Origin of the sequence: Carboxylicivirga linearis, assembly GCF_018271995.1 — a bacterium.
GTDB lineage: Bacteria > Bacteroidota > Bacteroidia > Bacteroidales > Marinilabiliaceae > Carboxylicivirga > Carboxylicivirga linearis.
This window is the reverse complement of record NZ_JAGUCO010000003.1, coordinates 494869-507241: the sequence shown is the minus strand read 5'-3', so window position 1 is coordinate 507241 and position 12373 is coordinate 494869. Positions and strand designations below refer to the sequence as shown.

At 36.3% G+C, this 12373-nt stretch carries 9 protein-coding genes; 2 read left to right on the top strand and 7 right to left on the bottom strand.

The window, feature by feature from the left end; translation table 11 throughout:
• The first annotated feature begins 130 nt into the window (after positions 1–130).
• Complete coding sequence (locus tag KEM10_RS07480; protein WP_212215355.1) at positions 131–847, top strand: GntR family transcriptional regulator; 717 nt, start codon at positions 131–133, stop codon at positions 845–847.
• Positions 848–1168: 321 nt separating this feature from the next.
• On the opposite strand, the gene KEM10_RS07475 is transcribed toward KEM10_RS07480, so the two are convergent.
• Positions 1169–1402 (bottom strand): hypothetical protein, encoded by a 234-nt coding sequence (locus KEM10_RS07475; RefSeq protein ID WP_212215354.1) that lies wholly within the window; start codon positions 1400–1402, stop codon positions 1169–1171.
• Between the two features lie 164 nt (positions 1403–1566).
• Here KEM10_RS07475 and KEM10_RS07470 point away from each other — a divergent pair, with 164 nt between their 5' ends.
• Entirely contained in the window at positions 1567–1722 is a 156-nt protein-coding gene (locus KEM10_RS07470; RefSeq protein WP_212215353.1) for a hypothetical protein, read from the top strand.
• Between the two features lie 61 nt (positions 1723–1783).
• Here the strand turns inward: KEM10_RS07470 and KEM10_RS07465 are convergent, their stop codons facing one another.
• The 6 genes from KEM10_RS07465 to KEM10_RS07440 form a co-directional block, all read right to left on the bottom strand.
• Entirely contained in the window at positions 1784–3682 is a 1899-nt protein-coding gene (locus KEM10_RS07465; RefSeq protein ID WP_212215352.1) for a SusD/RagB family nutrient-binding outer membrane lipoprotein, read from the bottom strand.
• A 26-nt stretch (positions 3683–3708) separates the two neighbouring features.
• Positions 3709–7392 carry a SusC/RagA family TonB-linked outer membrane protein gene (locus tag KEM10_RS07460; protein WP_212215351.1) on the bottom strand — a complete coding sequence of 1228 codons (3684 nt, stop codon included), beginning with the start codon at positions 7390–7392 and terminating at the stop codon, positions 3709–3711.
• Positions 7393–7489: 97 nt separating this feature from the next.
• Positions 7490–8500 (bottom strand): FecR family protein, encoded by a 1011-nt coding sequence (locus KEM10_RS07455; RefSeq protein ID WP_212215350.1) that lies wholly within the window; start codon positions 8498–8500, stop codon positions 7490–7492.
• Positions 8501–8576: 76 nt separating this feature from the next.
• A complete protein-coding gene (locus KEM10_RS07450; RefSeq protein ID WP_212215349.1) occupies positions 8577–9191 on the bottom strand; it encodes an RNA polymerase sigma-70 factor in 615 nt (204 codons plus the stop codon).
• A gap of 255 nt (positions 9192–9446) precedes the next feature.
• Complete coding sequence (locus KEM10_RS07445; RefSeq protein ID WP_212215348.1) at positions 9447–10745, bottom strand: class II aldolase/adducin family protein; 1299 nt, start codon at positions 10743–10745, stop codon at positions 9447–9449.
• A gap of 112 nt (positions 10746–10857) precedes the next feature.
• Positions 10858–12267 (bottom strand): FGGY-family carbohydrate kinase, encoded by a 1410-nt coding sequence (locus KEM10_RS07440; protein ID WP_244825621.1) that lies wholly within the window; start codon positions 12265–12267, stop codon positions 10858–10860.
• Between the last annotated feature and the right edge of the window lie 106 nt (positions 12268–12373).

Here is a 12373-nt window from a genome sequence, read left to right as displayed (position 1 = left end):
GAACATACTTGTATATACAAGTTAATATTGCATTTTATATCAAATCGCTGTTTATTAACCTCTTTAGACCTTTTACAAGTTACTTGTATATACATCTAAAACAACTTATCTTTACAAAAAATTTACAAAGATGACAGACAAAAAAGGATTACCTCCCTATAAAGTACTTTACGAACAACTTAGAAGACACATTACCGATGGCTTATATGAAAAAGGAGACATCCTTCCCTCTGAAAACGAACTGTGCACTACTCACAATGTTACCCGTCCAACCGTAAGAAAAGCTCTGGACAGACTGGTTCATGAAGGTTATATCAGAAAAAAACAAGGGAAAGGAAGCATTGTACAAGGTCAACCTCAGGGTGTTGGCATTCTTTCTCTATCAGGTACAACTTCAGCTATTGGTAAAGAAAATCTGGAAACAAAAATTATAATCAAACCCTACTTAACAACCTGGGAAGATGCTTTTGGTTTTCCTCTATTGAATTACGAGAAAGAGGTAGGATGCTACAAACTCGAACGCCTGCGAATTATAAATAAACAACCGGTATTTTATGATATCACGATGGTTCCCAACATTAATCTGCCCAGATTTACCAGCAGAAATTTCGAGAACCGTTCTTTATTTGAAATAATGCGAACCAATTATCAGATTGAGATTGTTGGTGGCGAACAAAAATTAATGGCCATTACAGCCAACGAAACCATGCAGCAATATTTCAATGTAAAACCTGGTCATCCCATTTTACAATTAGACCGAAAAATGGAAACTTCAAAAGAAGGCTTTTTCTTGTACAGTCAGGTATTTTGTAATACTAATGATTATGGGTTGTATGGAACATTTTAATCCTTTTCGGATCGCATCTTACTATCAATCATGTCAATTAAAGATACGATCCGAACAACATGAAGTTAAAAGTATAAAGATTGAAGTTATAAACTACAACTAACAAGAGCAATAACTCCCCACTCGAAACGAAGTTTCGAACTTCTGATTGCCAGAGCTAGTTGCGAACAAGGCGGAATGGTGGCTTTGAGGTACGAAAAGTTGTACCTGAAGCCTTAAGTTCGTCAACGGTGCATAGCAAGCCCCTCAATCAGAAAGATTTTTGCTTCCTTTTTCCCAAAAAGGAAGAGGATAAAGAAATTTATTCCGTCCTTTCTGTCTTCAGCTACAGAAAGGACCAAAGAAAGCAGCCATGGCTCCTCGATGACCCGCTACGAATTCATTACGGTAGAAATTTAATGATGACAGCTCCCAACCAAATTTCTCTCTTCCTTCATTCATTCTGCGGGTACCCCATCTGCGGAACCAAATGGAAATTGCCCGGCTTGTGGGATGTTTGATTTGCGATGTTAAATTATTTAACGAAAAGTTCGATGTCCGAAGTGCAAAGTCCATAGTTCGTGAGCCAGAAGCTAGCAGCCATCAGCTTTCTTCTAACTTCCAGCCCCTAACTTCTAATTACCCATTCATTCAATCCATTGACCACCTCGTCGGAAAAACCTTTATAACTAAAAATAGCCATCCTTTATTTGCAGTGTAAAACCATTAAATTTACTGCAATGAAATCAAACCTAATTTTAATTCTTTTTGTACTAGTTTATCAATTCAATTGGGCACAAGAAAAAACCGCACTACCCAAAGAACCATGGGAAGCAATTGTCGATATGGCCCAGAATTCACCTGATGCCTTTGTCTATATCACATTATATACATAAAAAAGAGACTATCATTTGACAGCCTCTTTTCACTTAAATCTAAAAATTCACAATATCACTACTATTGTTGGGGACCTTCACCAAAATTTGGTGCGCCTTTATCTTGCCAAACTCTTTCAGTGTTTAATAATTCAGTGTTTATTCCAGTACCACTGGTATACCCCTGACGATTATAAGCTTCTGTTTTGATTTCAAACATGATATCTGTTACAGAAGGAGTCAACACTTCAAATCTTCTCGGAACTTCATTATATGTTGGTTCACTAAAGTCAGTCCACTTAAAAAATGAACTTACCCTTGATGGAACACCTGAACGACGGACTACACAAAACTGATCGGTCGGATAATACATAAAGTGAAGCATTTCCTGAACATATACTTTCTCAAGCATTTCGGCAGTTGAACCTGTTAATGCAACATTTGGCTTATCCATCATTGCTTCAATTTCACCTTCTTTCAAATCAATAGTTGCCTCAAAAGGGTCATAACCATAGGTTGTTCCATAATAAGGAATATGATTTAATGAAGCCAAGCGGTCATATTCTTGGACAGAAGTCTCTACTGCACGATTATAATACTCTTGAGCTGTCAATGGCAAATTAGCACCTAGCAATTTTAACTCGGCAAAGTAAAAATTAACCTCTGCAGTTGACATATACATTCCATACCAAGGATAATCTTCAGTATCGGTAACCGGTGTATCATCCGGAGCTGAAGGAATGGTGTAGTCAACTCTTCCTTTCACCATTTCTTCGCTAAACTGAGAAGTTGCACGATAGGTATACTCGACACCGTCGCTATTAGTAATAGTAAATGGAGTTGTTTTAAAGTATCCATCATATTGACTATCCTGATTTGCATTCATTACAACAGGCAAACCATAATAGCGAACCCAAGGCTCACCTAATCCAGCCCAACCTGCAAATGTTTTATGCCCTTCGGCATCTTCAGTATATTCAACATTATCTGCAATAAATGAAGGAAGATCCACTCCTTGATCAAAAAAAGCCTGAACTACTTTTGAGTTATAACTGTTTTTCGAAAAGAAGAAACGTATACGAGGATCTTCATTCTCCATCATAAAATCAGTAACTAATTGAGTTGGATAAATATAGGATCCTAATACAGAACTACCAAAATGATACACTTTATCACCGTCATTAGAAACAATAGCACTTGACTTATTATAAAGAAAATCGTCATCAGCTCCATCTAATACTCCTACCGAACTTGTTGCTACTGCACTTGCAATTTCAAAAGCTTTAGCTTGATCCTGACTTAACAAACGAACAGCAATTTTCAAGCGTAAAGAGTTCGCCAACTTAGCCCATTTGGTAGCATCGCCTCCATAGATTAAATCTTGTTTTGCAATCCAATTTTGGTTTTGAGCTGTTGTTAAAATAGTCATATACTCCTCTAATTCCTCTAACCATTGCGTATATAAACCTTCAACAGAATCATACTCTGGAGTTAATAATGAAGGTGAAGTATATCGTGCCATAGCCGCTTCATTAAATGGAATATCACCGTACATATCTGAATCGAATATTCCCAGATATATACACAATACACGAGATGCTGCAACTTGTTGTTGATATCCGGCGGCTTCTTCTTCAGACATTAGACTTACCAAATATTCAATCTCACGCGTATATTTTAATACGTTGATAAATTGCTCACCTTGTCCACCATACTCAGTTGTTTCCTGATAGGTTGGCGAAAAACCACCTGAACCAATTCCTACTTGCCCCCATTTATACATCATAGGCGCATTATAAAACCAAAATGTATAATCAGAAGGTTCAAATTCCAATTCTGCTTGTGTAAACAAAAAGTCTACATTACCAACAACAACAGCTGCCGGATCGGTATTTATTTCAGCAAAGTCTTCTTTACAACCATTTATCGATAAAATAGATATGGCAACAAGAAGCAATAATGCTATTTTATTATATTTCATATTCATCTTTTTCAAACAATTAGGTCTTAGAATTTCGCATTAATTGAGAACATATAGTTTGCAGTGTAAGCAGCAAATGAACGCATACGGAAGTTAGATGGTGTTGTTCCTCTAACAGATTCTGGATTAACACCTGCTGGAGCATTATTTAGTAAGTATCCTAAATTATAACCCGACAAGCTAAATGATAAACCTTTTAGGCTTAATTTATCAGCTAAACCTGGGCAACGATAACTAACTGTTACTTCTCGTAATGCTATATAATTTAGATCTTTTACCCAATCGCTATTGGTGGTACCGTAACCCCAACTATTATTCCAATATTGCCATGCAGAAGCATGAACCGGCTCAAGAATTCCTCTTTCATACAACGATTGATAACTTTCGCCTCCTTCAACTACAGTATAAACGGTTCCGTTTGCCTGAGTGATATTAGTACCGGCTGTTAACAGTCCATTTGGAACATAACCATCTTGGTATTGAATACCGTCATAAGCAGAAGTCCAGGTAATACCGCCGTATTCAGGAGCTGAATAACGTAAAGAAGCTTCGGTATAACCATAAGCGGTACCATACTTAGCACCATATGAAGCAACCATTCCTCCAAAACGCATATCGAATCCAGCTGTTAAACTCACATTCTTATAACTAAGGGTTGTTCTTAAACCACCTAAGAAATCTGGTTGAATAGAGCCTAATTCTTCCTCTTCACCACTTCGTTGCTGAAACGCCATTCTACGTGTATCGGAATAAGTCAATACAGGTAAACCGGTTGCATCATCAATCATAGGTTTAGAGTCTGTAATTAACATCCCATATTCTCCACCCACTTTGGCAACTGATCCAATACGATAGTTACCATAGTTAGTATAACCACTTAACAATATATAATCCGCCACATTTTCATGTAATGAGATAATTTTACTTTCATTACGTGTATAAGTAAAGTCTACGTCCCATCGCCAATCAGCTGTTTTAATTGGAGTTGTATTTAAAGCAATCTCAACCCCTTGATTTTGAATGTTACCAGCATTAACCAATTGCTGACTAACACCAGAAACACTTGGTACATCAATGGTCATGATCTGATCTTTGGTATTCTCCTTGTAATAAGTAGCATCTATACCAATACGACTAGAGAAAAACCTCCAATCTAAACCAACTTCCCATGAATTCTTTCTCTCAGGTTTAAGATCTAAAGATGTCATCTGACTATCTAAAACCAAAGAATTTACATTGGAACCATTTTGACTAGATGTATTCAGAGAATAAGCAGTATTAATATCATAAGGGTTAGTATCATTACCTACCTGCGCCCAAGAAGCACGCACCTTACCAAATGAAATCCACGTTGGTAAGTCTACCATTTCGCTAACAATACCTGATAAACTAACTGATGGATAAAAATAAGAGTTATTACCTGTTCCATCGGCATAAACCAAAGCTGAAGACCAGTCATTCCTTCCTGTAATATCTAAATATATCTGACTTTTCCATGCTAAGTTTATGGCTGCAGAAGTAGAAAGAATACGTTTATATCCGGTAACATACGAGTTATAAGATACTGAATTTACAGAGTTATTAATAAAGTACTGATCAGGAACAACCAATCCTCCATTTGTTGAATTACTCATGTAAGTTTGTTTGTTATCATAATAATCGCCTCTTAGAAAACCAGACAATACTATATCATCAGTTAAATTCTTGTTATACAAGAAAGAAGCACTCGCATTGGTTTGCTTTTTGGTAGTTTGAATCATGGCATATTGTCCTGCACCGGAGTCATAGGTACGACCATATCCACTATTTGGATTTTTTATTTCACGATCGGTAAAATAGTAGTTATAATTAGCTTCTGCCTTTAATTTTAACCAAGATGTTAAATCAACTGTTAAACCTAAATAAGGGCGTACTGACGTTTCGTGCTGAATATCTGAATTTTCGTTTAAAGCCCACCATAAACCAATACCTGGAACATTTGCATATTCGTCTCCATAGTTACCATTAGCTAAGCCACCGTGCGTTCCTTTGTATTTATCTTTATAATAATCAGGATCATATTCTCTTCCTAATACTCCACTTGTAAAATACTCACCAATATTTGGTTGCGGATTCTTTGGTGTTGAATTAGCAAAGTTAATAGATGCTTCAACCAAAACATGATCATTTAATTGATGAGACGCTTTGGCTAAAAAAGACAAACGATCAAACTCATTCTTACCTAATGTACCATTTGCATGTCGGTATGACATTGATGTATAAAAAGTAGTTTTTTCGTTTCCTCCCTGTACCGAAATATTAGTGTTTGAATTAAAACCAAGATCATACATGTCGCGATAGTTATTATCAACAGCATTATAATTGGTAAGTTTATTATCATATCCTAATATTGAACGACCATCGAAGCGAGGTCCAAAACCCATTTGCCAATTATTAAATTTAGCATCACCATTTGTATTCAAGTAGAACTGCTCCTGGTTTTGCCATTGATAATAGCTACCACTACTATTGGTTTCACCATAATCAACATAACCAGATAACGCACCATCACCGTATACGTTTTGTAAATCAGGTTGACGATAAACGTAATCAATTCCAAATGTTTGATTAACAGAAACACCTAATCCTTGAGAGTTCTCTCCACTTTTTGTGGTAATTACAATGGCACCATTTAAACCTCGAGAACCATACAATGCTGTTGCTGCAGCACCTTTCAATACAGAAATTGATTCAAAATCATCAGGGTTTAAGTTTTTTAGTTCACTACCAAAATCACCAGCAGTGGATGACCAGTCAGCATCGCCAACATCGGCATGATTATTCTCCAGAATCACTCCATCAATAACATAGATGGGTTGGTTATCTGGTTTTAATGTAGATGCACCACGAATCAAAATTCTAGATGATCCAAACATACCACCATCTGATTGGCTAATATCAACTCCGGCAGCCCTACCTTGTAACGCATTAACAGGATTAATGACATTTTTATTTAAATCATCACCTTTTAGATCAGTAACAGCATAACCTAAAGCTTTGGTCTCTCTTTTAATACCCAAAGCCGTAACTACTACTTCATCTAAATCTGTAACTTCGTCTACCATGGTGATATTTATGGTAGTTTGACCAGCTATTGCAACTTCCTGTGTGTCAAACCCAATAAAAGAGAACACCAACAATCCTTCTGAGGAACAGTTAATAGAATAATTGCCATCTATATCTGTAATTACCCCATGGGTAGGATTATTCTTTTCAAATACATTAACTCCGGGTAAGGCAAAGCCTTGAGTATCTATAACTCTACCAGTTACTGTTACCTCTTGTTGCATCGAATTGTTAGCCATTTCTTTTGAATAAATAACAATCACCTTATCTTTAACTTCATAGGTAACTTCACTTTTATCCAAAACTTCATCCAGAACTTCATCCACCAATTTTTCCTGAGCCTGATAATTAAATCTATTTTCAAGATTTACATCATTTTCTTTGTAAAAAATAGTAAACTCTGATTGTTCTTCAATTGCTTCAAATACATCTTTTAATGATGCATTCTGAAGCTCAAAACTTAATCGTTTATTACTTGCATAGCTTGCAGCATTAATCTGCAAACAACCAACAAATAAAAATAGACCAAGCATCTTAGCTACTTTTATGTATTGTTGGATCATAGGAGATACAGAACCTCTCTTAAAAAAGGTCAATCTTTTCATAGATTCTTTCCGTTTAGGTTAATAGAATTAATTTAATTTCATAATTACCTCAGATAACTATGCATCTGAGATTGGGTTTATTTGTAGAGAACAAATGCTACATAGGCGTTTTCTTTTTTATTATTATCATTTTTCTATCTTTAAAAACATAGTTGATAGGCGTAGTGATTTTAATAATATCCAACACTTGCCTGATTGATTCCTCATTTTTAAATTTTCCAGTATAACGCAAAACAGCCAGCTCGGCATCCTGTAATTCTATATTTACGTCATACCATCTTTCCAACCTCAACACCAACTCTTTCAACGTAATTTTATCAAACTCAAACACATTGTTTTTCCAAGCAATAACCTGATCCGGATCAGTTTCAATTACACTGTATTTTTTAGTCAGCTTTGAATAAGAAATTTTTTGACCCGGCCTCAAAACCGCTACCTTAGCTATCTTCTCACCTCTTTCTACTTCAATAGAAACAGATCCTTCCTTCAATGTAGTTTCTGTTCTATCAAAATCAGAATATGACATCACATTGAATTCAGTTCCCAACACTCTTGTTACATAATCTTTTGTCTTAACAAGAAAAGGTACATCCTTATTTTTGGCCACCTTAAAATAAGCCTCACCTTCCAAAACCACTTTTCTTTCTTTACTTCCAAAGTGAGTCGGATATTTTAGATAACTCTCTGAATTGAGCCAAATATGTGTACCATCAGGCAAAATCACTTGAGATTTTTCACCCTTTGGCACAATCATCTCACACCAATTGGCATAAGTATCAACCTCACATGCTTTATTGTAAAAATATTGTCCGACATTAAACATTACTAACGTAACAGCTGCAACTGCAACATATTTAATCCATGGTAAAATTCTTTTCTCTTTTGAGTCTTTTGTCCGTTTTAAGTACTTACTCTTAAATGATTTCCAATAGACATCTGCCTCATTCTCGTTATTTTGCAACAACAAATATTGGTCATCATACTTATTAAAGTACAGTCCAAACCCTTTATCAGTTTTTACCTTTTTAAACAGCACCTCTTCTTCTCTAGCCGAAATGGTACCATTATAAAAGCGTTCAACTAAATCTTTTAGTTGTTTATCTTCCATTGTAATTTAAATGATATAAGTAATACAGGGAGTAGTGTAAAAAACCCGCATAGATTTTTTACTTTTTTCTATTTTTTCAGAAAAACATCAATATAAACAGGGTATAAAGTCGAAGATCTTTACTTTTCAAAACCTCTCTAAGTGTTTTTAGCGCCCTTGAAATATGTTTTTCAACGGTTTTAATATTTAGCCCCATCCGTTCAGCAACTTCTTTATTTTTTAATTCTTTGAGTCTGCTTAACACAAAAGCTTCTTTTACAGTAGGTGGCAAGGTATCCAATATACGATACACCTCCTTCATCATATCTTTACAAGCATCTTCGTATTCTTGTTCATCCATAAAATTAAACATATACAAGCCCTGAGATGCATTTTCACACTTAAAAGCATCAACATATTTATTAATCACTTGATTATGTTCCAAATAATTTAAACAGATATTTCTAACTGTCCGAAATAAGAAAGATTTGAGATTCCCCTTATCTTTTAACAAATAACGTTTTTCCCAAACAGAAGCAAAGGACTCCTGAACCAAATCTTCTGCAACTTCCTGGTCGCCAATCATCCCTTTTGCATAAACAAGCAAACGAGGAAAATATGTCTTAAAAATTAAACCAAATGCATTTTCATTACCCATCCTCACTCCTCTAAGAAGAGCTTCATCGGATATTTCTGCAAGAAAATTATCCATAACTGTGTTTAAATTCACCAGGAAATAGTCAGAGATTGAATACGAAAGTATAAAAAAATAAAATATTAAAAAATGGAGGCTTATATTACACCTTCTAAAAAGGTTACGAAACTTACATGTAGCAAAATTAATCTTTATATGATAAAAAAATCCCCACAATCCTTTGATTGCGGGGATCCAAATCTATGCAAGTTATACTGATTTAAAAACTATGCCTTATTAAACCAGCATTATCATTAAACCTCATTGTAAGTATTAAGACAAGAATTTCTTTCTCAAATCTTCAACCTGCTCGTCGTTGATGGGTACTAAATCACCCATTGGAGCAGCCATCACCAGCGATTTAGCACTAAATTCAGCTACTTCCAAACGGTCAAATGTTTGCAGAAGCTTATCTCCGGTCACAATAAATGAATCATTCGCCACTAGTACGGCAGGAACATTTTCGCTTAGCAACTTTGGAATTGTTTCATCTCCCTGGAAATGTACACCAAATGGTAAACAAGGTACATCTTGTAAGAAAATCCAGCTTTCAGGAATAGTACGAACATCAAATTTAACTCCTGTAGTTCCGTAAGCCATCAGGTTTGGTGGCTGAGTCAGAATAATTGAATTGATATGCGGATTCTCCTGATAGATCTTCTGATGCAAGAAAGTAGAACGACTAGGTGTTTTACCCGGCTCTGCTTTACCTCCTTTGATCTGCACTATATCTTCCGGTGAAATATCCCAACGGGCCACATCTGGTGGTGTAATCAAGAAATCATCATTTTTCCAACGCACCGATACCGTACCGTAAGTACTAATCATCAATCCCTGATCACAAGCACGACGTACTATATCGCAAATCTCTTGTCGAATAGCTCTTTCCTCAGGTGGATAAGATACATCGGTATTACGCGGCACATCATGTGGCACCTGTTTCTCAAACACATCAATCTGATCATCACTTAAGAATTTTGGCTCACCAATGGCTTTTGCGTTGATAATTGTTCGGCAACAAAATTCCAAAGTCTCAAATCTGGCATATGCATCCAGCATATCGCTACCACCTAATACAGTTCCGTGATTCTCCATGATAACAGCCATGCTATCACCCTTCTTAAATTCAGCTGCAATCAAATCACCCAACTCATCACTACCCGGTAATCCATAAGGTGCATAACCAATTGGTCCGCAAATATTTTTTGCCTGAGGAATGATATTGGTATTCGGAATTTCGCGAACTATACTAAAAGAAACCAATGCAGGTGGATGCGCATGAATCACCGCCTTAATATCCGGACGACAATCATAAATCGCCTTGTGAAACGGAAACTCAGATGACGGCTTGTGAGGTCCAACAATGGTTCCATCGCGCTTCACACAGATAATATCTTTCTCCGTAAGCGTACCTTTATCAATAGCCGATGGAGTTACCCAAATATCTCCATTCTCGTCACAGATGGAAATATTTCCACCTGAAGTAGTCGTCATTCCACTTTTGTAGATACGACTAATAATTTTTACAATCTGCACCTTGGGGTGCATCAACTTTGTGTCAATTTGTTTCATTATCCTTAAATCAAAAAATCCAAAATTTAGCTTGTTAGTTTTTAGACAGTAGGCAGTAGCTCACTTCAAAAACTAATTATTTAAACATGCAAGTTAGGAGTATTACCCCTTTTTATCCAAATGCTTTCCAATATTTTAAACCTAAATCAACCGATGGCTTTTCTTTCGAGTCCAGTTGATCGTATACCAACAGTGCAGCTCCTAATGCACTGGCGTTATCTACCTCTGATGTATAAACCTTACATTGCGGATAGAAATTTGCCATCAATCGAATAAACATCTCATTTCGGGCAAACCCTCCTGAGATATAAATCGTTTTAACATCATCACTCATTACCAAATCCAGCGATTCAGCATCCAACAAGGTTAAATCAAACATCAGGCGATGATAGGCCTCATCAAACGATGAAAATTGAGACAGATCAATCGAAGTATCAATATAATCAGCCGACATCTCATCCTTAAAGAACATTCTTTCCTTGCCTTTTGAAAGATATTGATTCATCAATGCCTCATCAGCTTTTACTTTTTTGTATTGATTACTTTCAACCTTAAAGAAGTTGGTCAATCGCTCGGTATTCACATCATGAATGTGCCCCATAAATAAACGCGATGACTTCACCGGTTTTTGTTCGCTACTGATGTAACACAAACAATCGCGTTTCAACTGATCGGCAGTCAGCGGACTATAATTGTAAGGATTCATATTGATACACCACGTTCCAGTAGATACCAACACAAACTTTTCGTCGCTGCCCTTAAAATAAGGCACCAGACTAGATGAACTGTCATGAATGCCAATGCCCGTTTTGATATCAACACCATCCAGCTTACTATCTAAACAAAGCTGGTTTGAAACAGGATCAGGGAGCTTTACTCCAGCGTCAGTCAACCATTGATGATACTTACTATCATCAAAATTCCACATAAAAGTGTGACAACCAATAGAAGTACTTTCCGAAGTAACATTACCCGTTAGCAAGTACGATAGATACTGTGGAAAATGAAGTATATCCTTCACCTTTACAAACAACTCAGGCTGTTCTTTTTGCAACCACAATATTTGAATGCCCGAATTCAGCATCACACCCAAAGCCGGACTGGCTGTTTGGCGACAAAATTCCGCTTCGCCACCATACTTTTCATACAATGCCTGATGAATCGATTCATCAATCGGCTTCAGATAATTATAAATAGGCGTCAAACGTTTTCCTGCCTCATCCAAGAAAGCCAGACTAGCTCCATAGGTTGAGAAATTAACCGCCTTTACATCGTAATCTTTTTCATCAACCAATTGTTTGAGGGTCGATTTCATCCAATCTTCAATCAGATCAATATCATCACATTCAAATCCATCCTCATCAACAATGGTTGGCATTTTCTGCTCTTTCTGAAAAACCATCTGCAGCTTTTCGTCAAAGAGCAATATTTTTTTATTTGTCTTACCTATATCAAAAACGGCAATAACAGGTATACTCATTCCTTTTTTATTTAATGAATCTTCGTTGTAATCTTGAGACATCCTCTCACCTGCTTTTCGCTGCTCAAGCCGCGGAAGCTTTTGGCTTCGCCGATTTTCAATTCATTTCTTGTCTTGATACAAGAAACGAAACAAAGAAAATCAAGGC

Coding starts and splice junctions, on each gene's coding strand:
- KEM10_RS07455 (WP_212215350.1), bottom strand. CDS start 8,500: ATGGAAGATAAACAACTAAAAGATTTAGTTGAACGCTTTTATAATGGT.
- KEM10_RS07475 (WP_212215354.1), bottom strand. CDS start 1,402: ATGGACTTTGCACTTCGGACATCGAACTTTTCGTTAAATAATTTAACA.
- KEM10_RS07450 (WP_212215349.1), bottom strand. CDS start 9,191: ATGGATAATTTTCTTGCAGAAATATCCGATGAAGCTCTTCTTAGAGGA.
- KEM10_RS07470 (WP_212215353.1), top strand. CDS start 1,567: ATGAAATCAAACCTAATTTTAATTCTTTTTGTACTAGTTTATCAATTC.
- KEM10_RS07460 (WP_212215351.1), bottom strand. CDS start 7,392: ATGAAAAGATTGACCTTTTTTAAGAGAGGTTCTGTATCTCCTATGATC.
- KEM10_RS07440 (WP_244825621.1), bottom strand. CDS start 12,267: ATGTCTCAAGATTACAACGAAGATTCATTAAATAAAAAAGGAATGAGT.
- KEM10_RS07445 (WP_212215348.1), bottom strand. CDS start 10,745: ATGAAACAAATTGACACAAAGTTGATGCACCCCAAGGTGCAGATTGTA.
- KEM10_RS07465 (WP_212215352.1), bottom strand. CDS start 3,682: ATGAAATATAATAAAATAGCATTATTGCTTCTTGTTGCCATATCTATT.
- KEM10_RS07480 (WP_212215355.1), top strand. CDS start 131: ATGACAGACAAAAAAGGATTACCTCCCTATAAAGTACTTTACGAACAA.